Raw genomic sequence first — 20,113 nt, forward strand, 5'->3', positions numbered from 1 at the left:
CTGTTCCTTTTATTGTTATAGGGTGAATGCCTGGCGGAAACGCTCCAGGGCCGTCTCGCTGTCGCCGCTGGCCCAGCCCTCCAGGCCGACCACACCGGTGTAACCCATGGCGTGCAAGGCCCGGGCAATGGCCGGGTAGTGGATCTCGCCCGTGCCGGGCTCCTTGCGCCCAGGCACGTCAGCCACCTGGATTTCGCCGATGGCGCTGCCAGCGCGCTGGATCAATTCGATCAGGTTACCTTCGCCAATCTGCGCGTGGTACAGGTCCAGGTTCATCTTCAAATGCGGGCTGCCGACGGCTTCGATCAGGGCCAGGGTGTCGTCGGCACGTGCAAACGGTGTACCTGGGTGGTCGACGGCGGTGTTGAGGTTTTCCAGCAGGAACACGCGGCCGGCGTCTTCCCCCAGGCGCGCGATTTTCTCCAGGCTTTTGCATGCGCTAAGCCACATGCGCCCGGTGGTGTGGCTGACGGGCTGCACGGGCAGGCCGCCTTCACCCAGGCCCGTGCCATGCAGGTTGAGGCAGGGGCAATTGAGTCGCTCGGCAATGCCCAGCGACTCACGGGCGCTGTCGAGCAATTGGCGGATGCCGTCGGGGTCGGTGAGGGTGCCGCTGAGGTAGCCGGTCATCGAGGTGAAGTCCGCGCCCGTCGCCGCCAAGGCGTTGATGTCCTTGTCGGCCCAACTCCAGATTTCGGCGCTGAAGCCCAGGGCATGAATACGTTTAACGCGTTCGATGAAAGGCAGGTCGAGGAACACCATTTCGGCGCTGACGGCCAATTTGAACGGCATCATCAAAGGGCTCCTTGAACGGCCACGGCCTTGCCGGTTTGGTACGACTCAATGCAGGCACGGGCAATTGCCAGGGCTGCACGCGCATCTTCACCGCTGGCCAGGGGCTTGGCGCCGCTGCGCAGGCAGTCGACAAAGTGGTTGAGCTCGGCGATGTAGGCGTCGCGCAGCAGGTCGGTGTCCATCCGCTGGGTGTCTGCCTGGATGCCCTCGGCCAGGTAGCGCACCAGGTCGCAGTCGTTAAGGCTGCCCATGCTCAGCATGCCCTTGCTGCCGAACACTTCGCCGCGCACGTCGTAGCCATACACGGCCTGGAAGCTGGCTTCGGCGGTGGCAATGGCGCCGTTGTCAAAGCGCAGGGTGACCACGGCGGTGTCGAGCAAGCCTTGGCTTTTGAATTGCGGGGCAATCAGCGCGTCGGCCATCACCTGCACCTGGACCACTTCGGCCCCAGGGTTGAGATAGCGCAGGGTGTCGAAGTCGTGGATCAGGGTTTCGAGGAAGATCACCCATTGCGGTGAGTTGGCCGGGTTGTTCAGCGCCGGGTCGCGGGTCAGCGAGCGTAGCAGCTGTGGCGTGCCAATACGTCCGGCGACGACGTCGAGGTGTGCGGTGCGAAAGCTCTTGGCGAAGCGCCGATTGAAGCCGACCTGCAAGGGCACCCGTGCATCGGCAGCGGCGGCGATGGCGCGGTCGGCTTCGTCCAGGGTAATCGCCATGGGCTTTTCGCAGAAGATGCCCTTGCCGGCACGTGCGGCCTTGATCACCAGCTCCGCGTGGCTACGGGCAGGGGCGGCGATAAGCACGCCGTCGATGTCCGGGTCGTCCAGCAGCTGTTGCGGGTCGGTGTAGGCCTTGTCCACCCCCAGTTCCGCTGCCAGGCGAGCGGCCTGGCCTGGGACGGGATCGGCGATGGCGGCGAGGCAGGCACCGGGGATATGGCGTGCAGCGGTAAGGCCATGGAAGCTGCCCATGCGGCCGGCACCGATCAAGCCCAGGCGGATGTTCTGTGTACTCATGAAACGACCCCTTTTGTTGTTGTGGGCCCCCAGGACAGTCCTGGGTGACACAGGGGCAGGAGCAAGGCGTGTGCCAATTTATAAGTGGTTGATTTATAAAGGCTTATTATTTTAATCAAACAAAAAGTGTTCATTTTTATGACATGTCTATACTGACATGTCGAAAATATGGACATGGATAACCGCAATGACCCAGGCGTTCAGTGTGCAAGACCTCGAATACCTCACGAACCTGGGGCCTGCCGCGCTGAACGACGGGCCCATCGCCGCGTTGGAACAGGCGTGGCGAGAGTGCCTGGCTGGCCAAGTCGTGCGTCCCGACGGGGTACGCCAGGTCATCTGGGATTCCTGGCGACGCAGTGTCGAGGCGGGTATCGAGCCCGGTAACAACGACTACCGCTTTGTTGCGCCTCATGCGCTCGCGGCGACCCTGGCCCACCATCGCGCCCTGATCGCCGCCGCCGCGCAGGTCATGCATGGATTACTGGCTTACAACCCGCGCGGGCATATCAACCTCACGGATGCCGAGGGCACGACTCTGTATTTTTGCGGGCTGGACATCACCCCGGTAGGCAGTCGCTTGCTCGAATCGGTGCAAGGCACCAACTGCACCGGCCTGGCCCTGGCCGAAGATCGCCTGGTGTATGTGCTGGCGGAAGAAAATTTCGCCAGCGGCCTGCGCCAGCGCCACATGCACTGCGCCGCCGCGCCGATCAAGGATGCCCAAGGCCAGACCCTGGCCATGCTCACCCTGACCGCCGAGCCCGGCTGGTTTCACTTCCATACCCTGGGCACCGTTCAAGCGGCGGCCGAAGCGGTGTCGCGGCAGATGGCGCTGCAGCTGTTGCTGGAAGAACAACAGGCCGTGCTCGAAGTGCTCAACGAAGGTTTGGTGGTGCTCGATGAGCGTGGCTGCATCAAGGCGCTCAACCGTTATGCGCGGCACCTGTTCGGGGTGGGGCGCGAGTTGATCGGCAGTCCTTTCCAGCGCCTGGGCCGCAGTGAACTGAGCGACGCGCTGGGTGAGCCTGTGCGCGACCTCGATTGCACCTTCCACCTGCACGACGGCAGCCAACTCGCCTGCCTCGTTTCGCTATGTCCACTGGAGCAGGGTGGGGTGATTGTGTCGGTGCGCGAAAACCGCCGTATCCGCGAGATTACCCGGCGCATTATCGGCACCCAGGCCCGCTATACCTTCGAGACCATCCTGGGCACCTCACGGGCGATACAAGACGCTCTGCACCTGGGGCGCATTGCCAGTCGCAGCGAGTCCACCACCTTGATCCTCGGCGAAAGCGGCACCGGCAAGGAACTGTTTGCCCAAGCCATTCATAACGGCAGCGAGCGTTGCAACGGTCCGTTTGTGGCGGTCAACTGCGGCGCGATCCCACGGGACCTGGTGCAAAGTGAACTGTTCGGCCACGTCGAAGGCGCATTCACCGGCTCGGCGCGGGGTGGGGCTGCAGGCAAGTTCGAACTGGCGGATGGCGGCACCATCTTCCTGGATGAAATCGGCGACATGTCCTTCGACGCCCAGGTCAGCCTGCTACGGGTTTTGCAGGAGGGTGAAATCACCCGCGTCGGGGCCAAGCAATCGCGGCAAGTCGACGTGCGCATCATCGCGGCTACCCATCGCAACCTGAGCCAGGCGGTGGCCGAGGGCGCGTTTCGTGAAGACCTTTACTACCGACTCAACGTGCTGAACCTGAGCGTGCCGCCACTGCGTATGCGCCGTGACGATATCCCACTGCTGGCGCGCCACTTCCTGCAGCGCTGTGCCCGCTCGCTCCGTAAAGCCGTGCAAGGTTTCACCCCGGATGCGTTGGCGTTGCTGTCAGCCCATGGTTGGCCGGGCAACGTGCGGGAACTGGAGAACGTCATTGAGCGGGCGACCAACCTGGCGATGGGCGAGCTGATCCAATCGGCTGATTTGCCGTTGGAAACCCCGCAACGCACCACGTTGCGCGCCTACCAGCCCCAGCCCGCGCAGGATTTGAGCAGCCATGAAATGCACGCCATCGTTGCCGCGCTCACCAGCACCCGCGGCAACATTCGCCTGGCCGCACAGCAACTGGATGTGTCGCGGGGCGGGCTGTACAACAAGATGAGTCGGTTTGGCTTGAGCGCCGCCGATTTCCGTGAGCGCTGAAACCTCAAGCCAAACCGATCAGTTGCACAGGTTTTCCGACGTCACTATCTGCGGCGATATATGCACGCGGTGCTTCAAAGGGTCAAACCCCTCATCACTCTGCAAGCGCACCAGCAACTCCACCAGCGCCACGGCCGTCTGCCGTGGCTGCGAGTCCATCACCACATCAATCAACCCGTTGCTCAATGCCTGGCGTGACAACGGCGTGGACTCTTGCAGGATGCAGCACAGCGCCGGGCGCTTGGGCAGTTGCGCCAAGGCGTTGATCACACCGTCGCCACCCCCGCCGACCACGCATAACCCACGCAGGTCGGTATGACGGCTGAGCAGGTCGAGGGTGGCTTCTTCGGTGATGTCGCAGTTGTCCAGGTTGATCAGCGGCTCCAACGGCTTGAGCCCCGGCGCGTGTTCGGCCAGGTAGCTGTGCAAGCCCTCGACCCGTGCCTGATGGCCGAGAAAACGATGGCCGCCCAACAGGATGCCCACGCTGCCTTTGCGTGCGCCGCAGGTGCGCGCCAGCAGCCAGCCCATGGTGCGCCCGACCACGTGGTTGTCCTGGCCCACATAGGGTTCGGCGGCGTGTTCATGGATGTCCGAGAGCAGGGCAACCACCGGCACGCCCGCTGTGCGGATCTGCGCCAGGCAGGCGTTGATCAATGGGTGGGCGAAGCTGACCACCGCGAGGGCGTCGCACTGCACGGCCAGTTGTTCGATTTGCGCGACGATGGCGCCGGGCGTGCGGTCGTTGATGTAGTCGAACTGGCAGCTCAGGTTGGCGGTGGCGTGATGCTGCGCTGCCTCGCTGATGGCGTGGGCCAACTGCGCATAGAACGCTTGGGCGGTCCCCAGCAACAGCACGCCAAAACGGTAGGTGGGCCGCCGTTCGCGAATGCGCTGGCCGATCAGCCGTGCGGCGAAATAGCCCACCGCTTCGGCAGCCTGGAACACCTGTTCGGCCGTGCCGGGGTTGACCGGCGCGCGGGCGTTCAACACGCGGTCGACGGTGGCTACGCTGAGCCCCGCATGGGCGGCGACGGTGGCGATGGTTGGGCGTTTGTTGTTGTGCATGGCAGGCCCCTTGAGCGTCTTGATAGAAAACTATCAAGCCCCGCTGGGCCTGGATGATAGCTTGATAGGGAATGGATTCAAGGCCTTGAGGGTGATTTAGCCGCACTCTATCGTTGGTTTCGCAAAGCCCCTGAAACCCACGCTTGCGGAGAACAATAACAATGCCTGGACACACCGCTCACCGCGCTCGGCGCGACTACAGCCTCACCGGCCCCGAAGCCGCCCGCGCCGCCGACAAGGGCCTGGTCTCGGCCAACTGGTACCAATCGCCCATCTCGCGCAAACGCATGAAAGAACTGATGCAGCGCCGCGACGGTCCGGCTTTGCTCGACACCGCCCTGTGGTGCTCGACGTTGTTGGCCACCGGTGTCGGCGGCTACTGGTTCTGGGGCAGTTGGGCCTGCGTGCCATTCTTTATCGCTTATGGTGTGCTCTACGGCACGGCCTCCAACCCGCGCTGGCACGAAACCGGCCACGGCACGGCGTTCAAGACCCGCTGGATGAACGATGCGCTGTATCAGGTGGCGAGCTTCATGTGCCTCTTCGAACCCCACGTGTGGCGCTGGAGCCATGCCCGTCATCACACCGACACCATCGTCGTCGGCCGTGACCCCGAGATCGTCGAACCGCGCCCGCCCAGCTTATGGATGATGGCCCTCAGCCTGTTCAACCTGCCCCTGGCCTGGAAGACCTTCAGCGGCGTGGCCCGCCATGCGCTCGGGCGGATGAGTGCCCAGGAGCGCGACTTCATCCCCGAATCCGAATGGCCCAAGGTGTACCGAGATGCGCGTATCTGGGTCGGCCTTTACGCCCTGATCATCGGCACCGCGCTGTACCTGCACAGCTGGTTGCCGCTGATGCTGGTGGGCCTGCCCAGCCTCTATGGCGCGTGGCTCGGCTACCTGTTTGGCCTCAGCCAGCACGTGGGCCTGGCCGAAGATGTGCTCGACCACCGCAGCAATTGCCGCACCATCTACATGAACCGCGTGCTGCGCTTTATCTACATGAACATGAACTACCACCTCGAACACCACATGTACCCGATGGTGCCGTACCACGCGCTCAGCCAACTGCACGAAGAGATCCGCAGCGACTGCCCGCCGCCGTATGCCAACCTGTGGCAGGCCTACCAGGAAATCATTCCGACGATCTGGCGCCAGCGCAGCGACCCCAGCTACTTCGTCCAACGCCCCACCCGTGGCGAGCAAGCTCGCTCGCCACAGGGTGAAAGCCAGTCATTGGAGATAAATGCATGAACGATCAATGGATCGACGTCTGCGCCGTGGGCGAAATAGAAGCAGAAGACGTGCTGCGCTTCGACCACGGCGCGCAGACCTACGCGGTATTCCGTTCTGCCGATAACCAATTCTTCGCCACCGCCGGCCTGTGCACCCACGAGAAAATCCACCTGGCCGACGGCCTGGTGATGGACCATGTGATCGAGTGCCCCAAGCACAACGGGCGCTTTGATTACCGCACTGGCAAGGCTCTGGGCGCGCCGGTGTGCGTCAACCTCAAGACCTACCCCGTGCGGGTGGATGCGGGGCGGGTGCAGCTCGCCGTCACGGCCGAAGGATGAACGCGCCCCTGATCATCGTCGGCGCCGGCCATGCTGGTGGCCGTGCGGCACTGACTTTGCGTGAAGAAGGCTACAGCGGGCGCTTGATCCTGATCGGCGATGAAGCGCATCTGCCCTACGAGCGTCCACCGTTGTCCAAGGGTTTGCTGCAAGGCTCGACCGACCTGGCGCAATGCAGCCTGTGCGACAGCCACCAGTTTGCGGCGCTCGGTATCGAGCATATCGCTGCCAACCCGGTCAGCCGCCTGGAGCCGCAGCACCACCGGCTGCAACTGGCCGACGGCCAGTGGTTGAGCTATGCCGGCCTGCTGCTGGCCACCGGAGGCCGGGCGCGGCGTTTGCCCCAAGAGCAGGCGAATGTCTTTTATCTGCGCACCCACGATGAAGCCTTGGCCCTGCGCGATGGGCTGCGTCCTGGCGCTCGGCTGGTGGTGGTTGGCGGTGGATTTATTGGCTTGGAGGTGGCGGCGACGGCGCGGGGCCTGGGCTGCGAGGTCACAGTGTTGGAAGCCGGGCCACGGCTGGCAGGGCGGGTGTTGCCGCCGGTGATCAGTGAGGCGCTGCTGGCATTGCACCGTGAACAAGGTGTGGACGTGCGTTTGGACGTCGCCCTGGAGTGCATCCACGCCGACGCCGTGCAACTGGTCGACGGGCAACGGCTGCCCTGCGACCTGGTGGTGGTCGGCATCGGCATGCAGCCCAACATCGAGTTGGCCGCAGCGGCAGGCTTGGACGTCGGGCAGGGCATACGTGTCGACGCGCACCTGCGCACCAGTGCGGCGGATATCTACGCGGCGGGAGACGTGTGCGAGTTTCGCCTGGAGGGCCTTTATCAACGGCAAGAAACCTGGCGCAACGCCGAAGCCCAGGGCCGTCTCGCGGCGTTGAACCTGCTGGGGCGGGCGTTAGCGTACGAGACGATCCCGGGTTTTTGGTCCGATCAATACGCGTGGGGTTTGCACACCGTCGGGGTGATGGCGGCACTGACGGTTCGCCGGGATTTGCCCGACGGTGGTCTGCTGCTGTTCTACCTTGACGACCATCACCGTTTGCAGGGCGCCTGCGGTTGGGCCTTGGGTAACCGCGCAGCCAAGGACATCAAACTGTGCGAGCGCTTGATCACCGCCCACATCCCGCTCAACCCGGCCAGCCTGGCCGACCCTGACGTCTCCCTAAAGCAACTACTGCGAGGCTGACATGCGCCAGTTTTTAGTATTCCAATCGATGTGGGCCATGCAAACCGAGCCCGGCAGCCTCGAAGCGCAACTGGATCGAATCGCTGCCGCCGGTTTTGACGGCATCACCGACCATTACTGGGCCCCGGCATCGGTGCAGCGCCTACACGCGGCGGCCACGGCCAGGGGCTTGCAGATTGAAGGGCAACTGTTCCCACAATCGGTGGATGATCTGGCCAGGGCATTGGAGGTGATCAGCCGTTACGGCTGTCACCACCTCACCTTGCAAGCCGACGTGCGCCCGCGTACCCAGGCCGAGGCGGCCAGGCTGATCGACGGCTGGCAACGCCTGGCCGAACAGGTGGACTTCCAGATTTTGCTGGAAACCCATCGCTATCGGCTCACTAACGATCTGCTGTTCACCCTCGACTTGCTGGCACAGATGCCCGATTTGAAACTGCTCGCTGACCTGTCCCACTACGTAGTTGGCCGCGAATTGCCCGAGCCCGGCAGTGTGGAAGACGACGAACAGATACGCACCATCTTGCGTCACAGCTGGGGCTTTCATGGCCGCATCGCCAGCAGTGAGCAGGTGCAGGTAGGCCTGGATTTTCCCCAGCATCAGCCGTGGGTGGAGCGCTTTACCGGTTGGTGGCGCTACGGGATCGAAGACTGGCTGGCCCGCGCCGAGACACCCCAGAGCCTGTCCTTCACCTGCGAACTGGGCCCGCCACCTTATGCGATCACTGGCGTGGATGGTCGCGAGCTCACCGATCGCTGGGCCGAGGCTTTGAAGCTCAAAGCGCTGATTCGCCAGGTGTGGGCCAGTTGTCAGGGATGATCTGCTAACCTGCCGGGGTTTAAACCGACCTTAGCCAGTGGATCGCCTTCATGAAAACCTGCCCCGTCCGCCCCCCGCTCGAACCGCAATCGGTGTGCCATCCGATCACCAGCAGCGCGATCTTCATGGTCGCCACCCTGGCGCCCGATGCGGTTGAAAACGTGCGGGCTTGGTGCGCCGACATCGCAGGCCTGGTGCGCTCGGTAGGCAAGCGCGTGCCCTCGGGCAACCTGACTTGCGTTTGCGGGTTTGGCTCGGATGCCTGGGACCGCCTGTTCGGCGCGCCGCGCCCGGCGGCCTTGCATCCGTTTCGCGAGTTCGGTGTGCAAGGGCGCAAGGCGGTGTCGACCCCCGGCGACATCCTGCTGCACATCCGTGCCGAGCAGATGGACCTGTGTTTCGAGTTGGCGACCCAGTTGATGGCGGCCCTGGGTGATACCGTGAAGGTGGTGGATGAGGTCCAGGGCTTTCGCTACTTCGATATGCGCAGCATCATCGGTTTCGTCGACGGCACCGAGAACCCGGTGGGGCGCAAGGCCGAGGCCTTTACCCTGGTAGGCGATGAAGACCCTGAGTTCGAAGGCGGCAGCTATGTGCTGGTGCAGAAATACCTGCACAACATGACCGCGTGGAATGGCTTGACGGTGGAGGCTCAAGAGAAGGTGATCGGGCGCACCAAATTGTCGGACATCGAACTGGACGAAGACGCCAAGCCGAGCAACTCCCACAGCGCGCTGACCGTCATCACCGACGAGAGCGGCGAGGAAGTGAAGATCCTGCGCGACAACATGCCCTTTGGCCGCCCTGGCGCGGGCGAGTTCGGCACTTATTTCATCGGCTACGCACGCTCGCCTCAGCCCCTGGAACAGATGCTGGAAAACATGTTCGTCGGCCGCCCGGCCGGCAACTACGATCGCTTGCTCGACTTCAGCACGGCCGTGACCGGCGGCCTGTTCTTCGTGCCTTCGGCCGACTTGCTCGAAGCGCTGGCCGACCGCGAACCGGCGGCTTAACTCAACAATCCGGTGCTGACCGCCACAATCAGGAAGATCCCCAGCAGCGCACGGTAGATCACGAACGGCCAGGTGGAGAACCGTTCCAGAAACTTCATCAGGCCCCAGATCGCGAAGAACGCCGAGACGCTGGCCACCACCAGGCCAAAGATCAAGTGCGGCCAGGCGTGGACGGGCAGGTCGGCGCGCAGCAGCACCCACAACTCTTTCAAGCCGGCCAGGGCGATGGCCGGCAAGCCCAACAGGAAGGAAAAACGCGCCGCCTCTTCGCGTTTGAAGTTCAGGAACAGCGCTGCGGTCAACGTAGAGCCCGAACGCGATACGCCGGGAATCAACGCGCCGATCTGCGCGACCCCCACGATCAGCGCATCGCGCAAGCGCATCTGGCTTACGTCGCGGGTATGGCGGGCGCGCACTTCCGCCAGGGCCAGCAATACCGCCATCACCACGCAGGAAATGCCGATCACCATCAGCCCGCGCAAGGGTGAGTTGCACGCATTCAAGGTCGACGACAACGCCAGGCCGGCGATGCCAATCGGTACGGTTGCCAGCACGATGGCCACCGCCAGCTTGAACCAGCGGTCGTTGTAGTCGCCCCGGCGCACCGCACTGATGCTGCCCGTGGTGACCTGGCGCACATCGCGCCAGAAGTAACTGACCACCGCCGCCAACGCCGCCAATTGCATGGCCGCCGAAAACGCCGAGCCGGGGTCTTGCCAGCCGAGCAGGGCGGGTACCACGCGCATATGGGCGGTGGATGACACCGGCAGCAATTCAGTAATGCCCTGGATCACGCCCAGGATGAAGATCTGCAGGTAATCCAGGGAGGCAAAGCCCACATCCAGGCCGGCGGTACAGACGTTGGTCAAAATACGTGTCCTTGAGCAATAGGGAGAAACCGGCGAAGTTTATTCTAAATGTTTCAGGATTTCGGCCAAGGCAACTGCTATTTGCAATCGGTTCAGCCAATAGAAAGGATTCGCCAGGCCATTGGCGTGGGCAGCACTTTTGTGAACAATGGCGCCCTGCGTTTTTCCACCGAGAGCCCCATGCCTGAAACCACCGTCGAATTGATCCAGACCGGCCCCGAAGAAGCCGAACTGATCCGCAATCTTTACCAGTATTACGCCTACGAGTCTTCGGACTGGGAACAGGAAGATGTCGAGGCCGATGGGCGTTTCTACATCCACGACGAACACCTGGCCCGCTACTGGAGCGACCCGCAATGGAGCGCCAACCTGCTGCTGGTAGACGGCTACATCGCCGGTTTCCTGTTGATCGAAGGCAGCGAACTACCGGGCATCGACGCCCTGGAACTGGCCGACCTGTTCATCCTCAAGCGCTACCGCCGCAAGGGCATCGGCCGCGCCATTGCCAGCCAGGTGCTGTGCAGCGGCGAGCGCAATTGGCTGGTGCGTTTCTATGATCAGGACGAAGTGTCCCAGGCGTTCTGGCGCACGGTGCTGGACAACCTGCCGCGCCCGGTGCAGAGCATTGAACTTGACGATGAGCCGCAATTGGTGAACTACCTGATTACCCGGGCTTCGTTACATTGACGGGCGGGGGCTTTCTCCATATCTAAACAACGCTGTAGCGATCAACCGTAACCACGATGCGAAGCGAGCCGCTCTTGATCTTGCTCTTGATCTGCTTTTGATCTCAGGCGCCCCGTTAAACCACGCTGGCCGAACGCAGGCTTGAATTCGTGGGTAACCCGGCAGGACGCCGGGTTAGCCGCCCCGCGCCATGGATGGCGCGTGGCGGCGGCCCACGGATTCAAGCCTGTGTTCGGGCACACCGAGCCCAAGCGAGGTGCCGAGTGGTGGGGCAAGAGCCCTTTGGTTACTTTGGGGCTCTTTTCCAAAGTGACCCGCCGTCAGGGCGGAACCCTAAATGGCCGTTACCGCAGCAATGGATATGTACACAATCCAACTGTGCCGCCTGCCAGGCCGCCTTCGCGAGCAAGCCCGCCCCCACAGTTTGATCGCAGGGTGTCAGGTAGGTAAGTGTTGGCTGGTAGGCCGCCATCGCAGGCAAGCCAGCTCCCACATTTGGATCATGGGACTTCAGGTAGATAGGCGCCGGCTGTCAGGCCGTCACGGGCCTAGCCCGGGTTGAACAGCACCTGCTGCATCGCCTGGGGCGGCTGCCCGAAGGCCCTGAGAAACGCCTGGCGCATACGTTCGCGATCACCAAACCCGGTTTCGCGCGCCACCACTTCCACCGGGTGCCGGCTGATTTCCATCATCGCCCGCGCAGCTTCCACCCGCAGGGCCTCGATAGCTTTGGCCGGGGTCTGCCCGGTTTCTTCGCGAAACACCCGACTGAACTGGCGCGGGCTGAGCCGGGCAACGTCGGCCAGGGCCTCCACGGATAAATCCTGCGTAAGATTCTCGCGAGCGTAAGCCAGGGCCAACTGCACGCGGTCGGACTTGGGGTCCAGCTCCAACAAGGCCGACAATTGCGACTGCTCGCTGCCCCGACGTTGGGCAATCACTAGCTTGCGCGCAATACGCCGGGCCAGGTCGCTGCCCAGGTCGTCCTCCACCATCGCCAGCGCCAGGTCGACCCCCGCGCTCATGCCCGCACCGGTCCACACCTTGCCGTCGACAATGAACAACTTGTCTTCTTCCAGGCGGATATCCGGGTAGCGCTTGCGAAATGCCGGCGCATGGATCCAGTGGGTGGTGGTGCGCTTGCCAGCCAGCAAGCCAGCCTCGGCCAGTACAAAGATGCCCATGCATAACGACGCCACTCGGCGCGACTGCGCGGACGCGGCCTTGACCAGCTCCAGCAGGTTGGCCTCCGGCAGGCGAAACTCCAGGTAGCCACTGACAATCAGCGTGTCATAGCCCTCTGGCCGCAGCGCACTGGTGTTCACCGAAAAGCCCTGTGAGGTCATCACCGCGCCGCCGCTTTCCGACACCAGGTGAAACTCATAGGCCGGCTCGCCGCACAGCAGGTTGGCGCACTCGAACACCGAGCCCAGGCTGAGGCTCAACGACTGGAAATTCGGGTAAACCATCAGCGCAACGCTATGCATTGCATCTCTCCAAGGGGCGGGGGAGAGGCGATTGTCGGCGCGTGCCCGGCAAACGGCAACCGACTTTGGTGCATGTCCGCAATCCTTGCGGATATGACATTGTGAGCCAATGCCTGGCTGCCTAACATGGGGCCAACTGTTATTCACACCGATCGAGGCACTGGAAAATGAAAGTATTAATGGTACTGACCTCTCACGACCAGCTTGGCGATACCGGGCGCAAGACCGGCTTCTGGCTCGAAGAATTCGCCGCACCTTATTACGCATTCAAAGACGCTGGCGCCGAGGTGGTGTTGGCTTCCCCGGCCGGTGGCCAGCCGCCGCTGGACCCGAAAAGCGATGAACCGGATGCGCAAACCGAGCAGACCGAGCGCTTCGCCAAAGACCCGGCTGCGCAGCAAGCCTTGGCGACCACCGTGAAGCTGGACTCGGTCAACGCCGCCAACTTCGACACCGTGTTCTACCCAGGCGGCCACGGCCCGCTGTGGGACCTGGCGGAGTCGCCGGTGTCCATCGCGCTGATCGAAGCCTTCGAGCGGGCCGGCAAGCCCATCGGCTTTGTGTGCCATGCACCGGGTGCTTTGCGTCACGTCAAGGCGGTTAACGGTGAGCCATTGATCAAGGGCCGCCGCGTCACCGGGTTCTCCAACTCGGAAGAGGCCGCCGTGCAGTTGACTGAAGTCGTGCCGTTTCTGATTGAAGATGAATTCAAAAAACTGGGCGGCCAGTATGAGAAGGGCGCTGACTGGCAATCCTTCGTCCTCGTCGATGGCTTGCTGGTGACTGGGCAAAACCCAGGCAGCTCCAGCGAAGTGGCCAAGGCCCTGCTGACACTCTGCGCTTAAGTTAATCCACTGATTTATACGGTGGCGACTCCCAGGAGTCGCCACGGTTTTCGTTCGTCCTGAATTTGGAATATCTCCGTGCCTGACTGCATCCTGAACACCCCGATCAAGCTGGGGCATCACCGCTTGAACAACCGTGTCGTACTCCCGCCGCTGACCCGCCAGCGCAGCGCCCAGCCGGGTAATATCGCCACCGACCTGATGGCCGAGTATTACCGTCAGCGGGCCAGTGCCGGGTTCATGGTCAGCGAGGGTACGCAGATCGAACCCCGTGGCCAGGGCTACGCGTGGACGCCGGGCATCCATACACCGGCGCAAGTCCAGGGTTGGCGCAAAGTCACCGCAGCGGTGCATGCCGAGGGCGGTGTGATCTTCGCCCAGTTATGGCACGTGGGGCGGGTGTCCCATAACGCGCTGCAACCTGACGGTGGTGCGCCGGTGGGGCCGTCTGCGCTGGCGGCGTTGCAAGCCAAAGCCTTCATTGAAACCGGGCCGGGTGTGGGTGAACTGGTACAGCCCCCCGTACCCCGTGCCTTGACCACGCTGGAAATCGAAGAGCTGGTGGGGCACTACGCCCAAGCTGCACGCAATGCCCTGGACGCCGGGTTCGACGGTGTGGAAATCCACGCGGCCAACGGCTACCTGGTCAACCAGTTCATCTCGGCCCATTCCAACCTGCGTGAGGATGAGTACGGGGGCTCGCTGGACAATCGCCTGCGCTTGCTGCGCGAGATTGTCGAAGCGGTGTGCAAGGTGGTGGGGCCGGAGCGCCTGGGCGTGCGCTTTTCGCCGCTGTTCAGTGGCACCGATCAGGACCGGGTCTACATCGGCCTGGTGGAGGAAGACCCGCACCATACCTATATCGAAGCGATCAAAGTGCTGGAAGCGTCGGGCATCGCCTATGTGTCCATTGCCGAAGCCGATTGGGACAACGCGCCCGACCTGCCCGACACATTCCGCCAGGCCGTGCGCCGCACCTTCAGCGGCAGGATCATCTACGCCGGGCGCTACACCGCCGAGCGCGGCGCACGGCTGGTAGAGGCCGGGTTGGCGGACTTGATCGCCTTTGGACGGCCCTTCATCGCCAACCCGGACTTGCCCCAGCGGCTGTTCAATGGCTGGCCCTTGAATGCGTTGAAGGCCGAAGGTTTGTATGGCGGCACGCAGGCGGGGTATGTGGATTATCCGGTGTATGCCCAACACTAGTGTGGGAGCGGGCTTGAATGACTGGCATCCAGGCAACCCCTCACAACATCAAAAATGCCTCAGTCCACCCGCAACACAATCTTGCCGATATGGTCCCCACCTTCCATCCGCGCATGGGCCTGGGCGGCGTCGGTGTAGGCGTAGACCTGGTCGATCATCGGCAGGCAACGCCCGGCACTGAGTACCGGCCACACGTGTTCGCGCAGGTGCTGGGCAATTTCGGCCTTCTCTTCTCGAGTGCGGGCGCGCAGCAGTGAGCCGGTGATCACCGCGCGTTTGCCGAGGATGGTCAGCAGGTCGACGTCGTTGGCCTTGGCGCCACCGAGAAAACCGAGGATCACCAGGTGGCCGTCCATGCCCAGGGCCTTGAGGTTGTTGTTAAGGTACGAGGCACCCATGATGTCGAGGATCACGTTGACGCCCTTGCCGTCGGTTTGTTTGGCGATGACCTCGGCAAAGTCCTGTTCGCGGTAGTTGATCGGCTCGGCGCCGAGCTTGGCAATCGCTGCGCATTTGTCGGCGCTGCCGGCCGTGGCGAATGCCTGGATGCCGAATTCCTGGCAGAGCATCAACGCGGTGGTGCCGATACCGCTGGTGCCACCGTGGATCAAGACGCGCTGGCCTTTCTGGGCTCCGCCGAGGCCGAACAGGTTGGCCCACACCGTAAAGAAGGTTTCCGGTACGGCAGCGGCCTGAATCCAGTCCATGCCCGCGGGGATCGGCAGCGCCTGGCTGGCCGGCACCGCGCAATACTGCGCATAGCCGCCGCCATTGGTCAGGGCACAGACTTTGTCGCCCAGGCTGTATTCGTTCACGCCAGTGCCCAGCGCCACCACTTCACCGGCCACTTCCAACCCCGGAATCGGGCTCATGCCGGGCTTCATCGGGTATTTGCCCGCGCGTTGCAAGGCGTCTGGGCGGTTGACCCCGGCGGCGTGCACGCGAATCAGAATCTCGCCTGGCCCGGCCACCGGTACGTCGGCGCTGCGTGGCTGCAAGACCTCGGGCCCGCCAGGGGTGGTGATTTCGATCAGGGTCATTTCTTGGGGGAGCGTCATGGAAAAGTTCCTGTAGCGATGAGCGTATGGGTTGGGACCGTAGCGCGGGGTCGGCAGTTCAGCAAGATCATGCCGGGTTCTTTGGGCAATGCAAACGCAGGATTTCAGCACAAGCCTGCAAGTGCGGCGACGCGGTGTTGGACACACTGACTGTCGGTCATTTTCGACGCAAACAGGTGGCATATGAACCAAGCAAGAAATCAGGACATCGGGCTGTTGTTTTTGCGGGCCAGTGGGGCATTGTTCCTGCTGTGGGTGCATGGGTTGCCCAAGTTGCTGCACTACAGCGAACAACTAAAGCTGATCGAAGACCCGTTTCACCTGGGCGCGTCTATCACCTTGCTGCTGGCGATTTTCGCCGAGGTGCTGTGCCCATTGCTGATCCTGGCAGGCGTGCTGGTGCGCCTGGCGTGCCTGCCGATTCTGGCAGTGCTGGTCATCGCTTTGCTGGTGGTGCACCCGGAGTGGACGCTGTTCGAAGGGCAGTTCGGTTGGCTGCTGCTGATCATCTTCACCAGCGTGCTGATCGCAGGGCCAGGGCGGCTGGTGTTGAGCCAGCGTTTTGCCTGAACAAAAAAGGCCGGGCGAACCCGGCCTTTTGCCGTCTGCCTTCTGTAGGAGCGAGCTTGCTCGCGAAAAACTCATAGGCGCCGCGTTCATTCAGCAAGCACGCGTTATCGTTGACGTTCTTCGCGAGCAAGCTCGCTCCTACAAGTGCATCGAGGTATCAGCGGTTCAGGAACGCCAACACGTCTTCGTTGAGCTGTTGAGCGTGGGTCACGGCAAACCCGTGCGGCGCATCCTTGTACACCTTCAATTGCGCGCCCTCGATCATCTGCGCCGCGACTTTGCCGGTGGTGTCGAACGGCACGATCTGGTCGCCGTCGCCATGGATCACCAAGGTCGGTACGTCGATCTTGCCCATGTCCGGGCGGAAGTCGGTTTGCGAGAACGCGGTGACGCAATCCACGGTCGACTTGAGCGAGGCAAGCATGGCGATCTGCAGGGTTTGGCTGAGCACACCCTCCGAGACGTGCTGGCCTTTATTGAGACCGAAGAACGGCGTGTTGAAGTCGCTGATGAACTGCGCACGATCCTTCAGCAGGCCGGCCTTGATGCCATCGAACACTTCGCCAGGCACGCCTTGGGGGTAATCGGCTTGCTGGCCGAAGATCGGCGTGACCGCGCCAAGCAACACCAGGCCGGCGACACGGGCACTGCCGTGGCGGGCGATGTAGCGCGCCACGTCACCGCCACCCATGGAGAAGCCCACCAGGGTCACGTCCTGCAGGTCCAGGTGTTCGATCAACTGGGCGATATCGTCAGCGAAGGTGTCGTAGTCGTTCCCGGTCCATGGCTGGTCCGAGCGGCCAAAGCCACGACGGTCGAACGCAATGGTGCGAAAGCCACGGCTGCTCAGGTATTCCATCTGGTATTCCCACATGTCCGCATCCAGCGGCCAGCCATGGCTGAACAGCACGGGCTTACCGCTGCCCCAGTCCTTGAAGTAGATCTGGGTACCGTCTTTGGCAACGAATGTGCTCATCTGAAACTCCTTGCAGGGCTGAAAAAGGGCGGTGTAAAAACCGCATCACTATTGCCGTAAACCTGGGCCCAGGCTTGTATGGGTGTGCTTGTCTCACCAACTGAACTTGAGCTCCATGCCCAGGTAATTGCTGTCGTGCCCACCGGCATCACGCAGGGTCTGGCCCACCGCGTAGTGCACCGCCTCGACCGCACCGCTGAGGTTGGGCGTAAAGGCGTAGTCGGTGCGCAGTTGCCCGTAGGCGCCGGTCCAGCGCTCACCTTGGCCCGCCGTGCCCGCCACGGCCAGGTTGGGCTGGGTGTAGACGGCGTCTGCGGTGGTCTGCCGCCACAGCAGGCCGACAGCGGTTTGCACGCTGAGCTTGGCGAGGGGCTTGACGGTAATCGACGGCTTGACGTGGATCAGGTTGCTGTAGCCGGTATAGCCCGCCAGGGAAAAGTAATAGCCATTGGGGAACAGCGGGTTGAAGGTGCCGACCCGGCCGTCACCGGCCTGGCGGTCACCGGAAGCGATATCCAGTTGCAGGCCGATACGCGGCTTCCAGGCCAGCGTGTCAAAGGTGTAGCCGGTGCGGCTGCCACCGGCCCAGGCGCGAATCGTCTTGCTGCCCACCGAGCCGCGTTGCAGCATGGCTTCGACATCCCAGTCGAACCCCTGGGCTGCGCCACCGAGGCGGGCGTCTAGCAACTGGCGGGTTTCGTCGCCGTCGGCGTCCAGGTAATGGGCGGCACTGCGCTCGTATATGCCGTAATAGGCCGACAGCTCATTGGTGCCGCCCACCAGCCGCTCGACCCGTAGCATGTGGAAGCGCGCGTCGCTGTTGGACTTATCGTCGAAATGCCGGCCATCCTGGTACTGCACCGGTTGGCTGGCGATCCCGATAAAGCGCCATTGCGGCGTTTCCCAGTCCGCCCACAACGCATCGAAGGACTGCCGCACATTCGGGCCGTCCCGTGACGAGATGAAGCGCTGCAAGTCGAAGGCGAAATCCTGGCGGCCAGCCCGTGCCTTGAAGGTGCCAGCGCTGAAGGTCTTCACGTATTCGGCAAAGGCCAGGCGCAGGTCGACGCGGTTCTGGTCGGCACCGCCAATCGTGGTCTTGTCATAGGCCCGCACATCTTCCAACTGGGTGAACAGCCGCCAGTGTTCGTTCAGGTGCAAGTCGGCGTGCACCTGAAAGCGCTGGATCAGGTAGCGGTCACGCGCTACATCCCGCACGCCGAACCCGCTGGCGTCGTTCATCTCGAAGCGTTCACGCAAGGTTGCGCCCAACGACAAGTAGGTGAACGGGTTGGCGGCGGACAGTGGGATGTACTTGAGGTTGTCCAAAGGTTGCGTGCGCAATGCCGGGTCCTTGAGCACAGACCAGTCTTCCTGCCAGCGGTTGGCCTTGATCGCCGGGCGAACCGGCTGGTCGTCGGCCTGCACGCCGCCAGCAAGCAACGGCCACAGCACCGCCAGGCTCCAGCCTGCGTGACGAATCATTTTGCCGCGCTGAGTTGGTGGATTTCTGCGACATAACCGCCTGGGAACTCCACCAACGCACTGCGCCGACCTTTGCTGTCGAACGCCGGCACCAGCACTGTGGCGCCAGAGCCAGTGGCCTTGCCCAGGGTGGCGGCCAGGTCGGTGACCTGATAACCGGTGGTGTCGTGGCCGAACGGGTAGGGCAGTTGGCCGTTGGTGACCAGCACCGCCATGCGCCCGAACGGCGATTCGATATCAACCCGGCGGTAGTGGCCGCCGGCCTGGCCGACATCAACGCCTGGGGCGTGCTTGTCGTCGCTCAACACCTTGCCGTGGGAGAAACCCAGGAACGCCTTGATAAACCGCTCGGCGCTGTCGTTGGACACATACACACGGTTTTCCGGCACGGTGTCGAAGGCGGCGTAATCCGGGGTCTTGGTGTGCCAGTACAGCTGCATGTTCACGCCACCCGGCCATTGCACCACGGCATCACGGCCGATGGGGTCGGGGAAATCGCTGACGATCACGTCGGCGCCATTTTCCCGCGCGGCCTTGAGGGCCATGTCCATGTCCTTGACCAGATAGCCGTTGCGTTCCTGGCCGAAGGGGTGGGGTACGGGGGTGGTAAAGCCGAACAACGACACGGTGCCCGCCGGGGTCTGCAGCAGTTGCGAGGTGGTGCTGCTCGGCACCGGCAGCACGTTGACCACGACCTGGGGCGTGCTTTTGCCGCCGAAGGTGGCGAGGAAACTCTGGGCAAAACGGTCCACATCGGCCGGTGCCACATACACATGGCTGGTGTCGTACTGCGGCGCCACGGCCACGCTTGGGGTGGCGGCGAACGCGCTGCTCATCATCGCACTTGCCAGCAGCGTCAATGCCAGCGATACCTTGGTTGTTGTGTTACCCATGCCCGTTCTCCAGCGCTTATGAGGGTTCGAAAGCGGTGAGGTTAGGGGGGGCAGGGTTGTGGGGGATTGTATGGACGTGCTCGGTTGAACGTTTCAGCTACGCGGTCCAGACAGCGGCCGCCTATCTACCTGACACCCCTCAACCCAAATGTGAGGGTTAACTTGCCTCTACCTGACACCCCCGCAATCAAACTGTGGGCTTGCCTGCGATGACGGCCTGACAGCCGACGCCTATCTCCCTGACACCCCCGCAATCAAACTGTGGGAGCGGGCTTGCTCGCGAAGGCGGCCCAGCAGTCAACACAGTTGGATTGGGTACATATCCATTCCTGCGGTAACGGCCACCTAGGGTTCCGCCCTGACGGCGGCTCACTTTGCAAAAGCGGCAAAGTAAGCAAAAC

19 protein-coding genes are annotated in these 20,113 nt (G+C 62.8%); 10 read left to right on the plus strand and 9 right to left on the minus strand.

What is annotated here, in order from left to right; genetic code table 11:
• Positions 1–15: 15 nt before the first annotated feature.
• Together QK296_RS26100 and QK296_RS26105 are read right to left on the minus strand one after the other, a co-directional pair.
• Positions 16–795: a TIM barrel protein gene (locus QK296_RS26100; RefSeq protein ID WP_034135331.1), complete on the minus strand. Its 780-nt coding sequence runs from the start codon at positions 793–795 to the stop codon at positions 16–18.
• Positions 795–1,811, minus strand: coding sequence for a Gfo/Idh/MocA family oxidoreductase (locus tag QK296_RS26105; protein ID WP_003190580.1), 1,017 nt, complete (start codon positions 1,809–1,811; stop codon positions 795–797). Before QK296_RS26105 ends, QK296_RS26100 begins: the two co-directional genes overlap by 1 nt.
• 187 nt (positions 1,812–1,998) lie before the next feature.
• On the opposite strand from QK296_RS26105, the gene QK296_RS26110 reads away from it, so the two are divergent.
• Positions 1,999–3,960: a sigma 54-interacting transcriptional regulator gene (locus tag QK296_RS26110; protein WP_120248312.1), complete on the plus strand. Its 1,962-nt coding sequence runs from the start codon at positions 1,999–2,001 to the stop codon at positions 3,958–3,960.
• Between the two features lie 18 nt (positions 3,961–3,978).
• Here QK296_RS26110 and QK296_RS26115 read toward each other — a convergent pair whose 3' ends face one another.
• Positions 3,979–5,028 (minus strand): LacI family DNA-binding transcriptional regulator, encoded by a 1,050-nt coding sequence (locus QK296_RS26115; RefSeq protein WP_003190583.1) that lies wholly within the window; start codon positions 5,026–5,028, stop codon positions 3,979–3,981.
• 161 nt (positions 5,029–5,189) lie between these two features.
• Here QK296_RS26115 and QK296_RS26120 point away from each other — a divergent pair, with 161 nt between their 5' ends.
• From QK296_RS26120 to QK296_RS26140, 5 genes are read left to right on the plus strand one after another with little or no spacing between them, the layout of a single operon-like run.
• Complete coding sequence (locus QK296_RS26120) at positions 5,190–6,284, plus strand: fatty acid desaturase family protein (RefSeq protein ID WP_282391833.1); 1,095 nt, start codon at positions 5,190–5,192, stop codon at positions 6,282–6,284.
• Positions 6,281–6,607 (plus strand): MocE family 2Fe-2S type ferredoxin, encoded by a 327-nt coding sequence (locus QK296_RS26125; RefSeq protein ID WP_003190586.1) that lies wholly within the window; start codon positions 6,281–6,283, stop codon positions 6,605–6,607. The genes QK296_RS26120 and QK296_RS26125 overlap by 4 nt, the downstream gene beginning before the upstream one ends.
• Positions 6,604–7,803, plus strand: a complete 1,200-nt coding sequence (locus QK296_RS26130) for an FAD-dependent oxidoreductase (RefSeq protein ID WP_137205296.1) — start codon at positions 6,604–6,606, stop codon at positions 7,801–7,803. The genes QK296_RS26125 and QK296_RS26130 overlap by 4 nt, the downstream gene beginning before the upstream one ends.
• Before the next feature lies 1 nt (position 7,804).
• Positions 7,805–8,623 carry a TIM barrel protein gene (locus QK296_RS26135; protein WP_003190592.1) on the plus strand — a complete coding sequence of 273 codons (819 nt, stop codon included), beginning with the start codon at positions 7,805–7,807 and terminating at the stop codon, positions 8,621–8,623.
• A gap of 50 nt (positions 8,624–8,673) precedes the next feature.
• Entirely contained in the window at positions 8,674–9,636 is a 963-nt protein-coding gene (locus QK296_RS26140) for a Dyp-type peroxidase (protein WP_003190594.1), read from the plus strand.
• Here the strand turns inward: QK296_RS26140 and QK296_RS26145 are convergent.
• Positions 9,633–10,505 (minus strand): undecaprenyl-diphosphate phosphatase, encoded by an 873-nt coding sequence (locus QK296_RS26145; RefSeq protein ID WP_003190596.1) that lies wholly within the window; start codon positions 10,503–10,505, stop codon positions 9,633–9,635. The genes QK296_RS26140 and QK296_RS26145 overlap by 4 nt on opposite strands.
• 48 nt (positions 10,506–10,553) lie before the next feature.
• Here QK296_RS26145 and QK296_RS26150 point away from each other — a divergent pair, with 48 nt between their 5' ends.
• Positions 10,554–11,192 (plus strand): GNAT family N-acetyltransferase, encoded by a 639-nt coding sequence (locus tag QK296_RS26150; RefSeq protein WP_034135324.1) that lies wholly within the window; start codon positions 10,554–10,556, stop codon positions 11,190–11,192.
• A 548-nt stretch (positions 11,193–11,740) separates the two neighbouring features.
• Here QK296_RS26150 and QK296_RS26155 read toward each other — a convergent pair.
• On the minus strand, positions 11,741–12,679 hold the full coding sequence (locus QK296_RS26155; protein ID WP_003190599.1) for a GlxA family transcriptional regulator: 939 nt from the start codon (positions 12,677–12,679) through the stop codon (positions 11,741–11,743).
• Positions 12,680–12,846: 167 nt separating this feature from the next.
• On the opposite strand from QK296_RS26155, the gene QK296_RS26160 reads away from it, so the two are divergent.
• Positions 12,847–13,524: a type 1 glutamine amidotransferase domain-containing protein gene (locus tag QK296_RS26160; RefSeq protein WP_003190601.1), complete on the plus strand. Its 678-nt coding sequence runs from the start codon at positions 12,847–12,849 to the stop codon at positions 13,522–13,524.
• 78 nt (positions 13,525–13,602) lie between these two features.
• The gene (locus QK296_RS26165) at positions 13,603–14,730 is read left to right on the plus strand and encodes an alkene reductase (RefSeq protein WP_282391839.1); all 1,128 of its coding nucleotides are present in this window, start codon (positions 13,603–13,605) and stop codon (positions 14,728–14,730) included.
• A gap of 59 nt (positions 14,731–14,789) precedes the next feature.
• Here QK296_RS26165 and QK296_RS26170 read toward each other — a convergent pair whose 3' ends face one another.
• Entirely contained in the window at positions 14,790–15,788 is a 999-nt protein-coding gene (locus tag QK296_RS26170; RefSeq protein ID WP_003190605.1) for an NAD(P)H-quinone oxidoreductase, read from the minus strand.
• A gap of 183 nt (positions 15,789–15,971) precedes the next feature.
• On the opposite strand from QK296_RS26170, the gene QK296_RS26175 reads away from it, so the two are divergent.
• Positions 15,972–16,358, plus strand: coding sequence for a DoxX family protein (locus QK296_RS26175; RefSeq protein WP_034133827.1), 387 nt, complete (start codon positions 15,972–15,974; stop codon positions 16,356–16,358).
• Between the two features lie 157 nt (positions 16,359–16,515).
• Here QK296_RS26175 and QK296_RS26180 read toward each other — a convergent pair whose 3' ends face one another.
• The 3 genes from QK296_RS26180 to QK296_RS26190 all read right to left on the minus strand — a co-directional run bounded on the left by QK296_RS26180 (position 16,516) and on the right by QK296_RS26190 (position 19,712).
• Positions 16,516–17,334 (minus strand): alpha/beta hydrolase, encoded by an 819-nt coding sequence (locus tag QK296_RS26180; RefSeq protein ID WP_282391844.1) that lies wholly within the window; start codon positions 17,332–17,334, stop codon positions 16,516–16,518.
• Between the two features lie 93 nt (positions 17,335–17,427).
• Positions 17,428–18,819: an alginate export family protein gene (locus QK296_RS26185; protein ID WP_282391846.1), complete on the minus strand. Its 1,392-nt coding sequence runs from the start codon at positions 18,817–18,819 to the stop codon at positions 17,428–17,430.
• Positions 18,816–19,712, minus strand: a complete 897-nt coding sequence (locus tag QK296_RS26190) for a glyoxalase (protein WP_034133830.1) — start codon at positions 19,710–19,712, stop codon at positions 18,816–18,818. Before QK296_RS26190 ends, QK296_RS26185 begins: the two co-directional genes overlap by 4 nt.
• Positions 19,713–20,113 lie beyond the last annotated feature (401 nt).

The sequence above is a fragment of the Pseudomonas sp. AL10 genome (genome assembly GCF_029960685.1).
In the GTDB taxonomy this organism is placed as follows: Bacteria; Pseudomonadota; Gammaproteobacteria; order Pseudomonadales; family Pseudomonadaceae; genus Aquipseudomonas; species Aquipseudomonas lactis.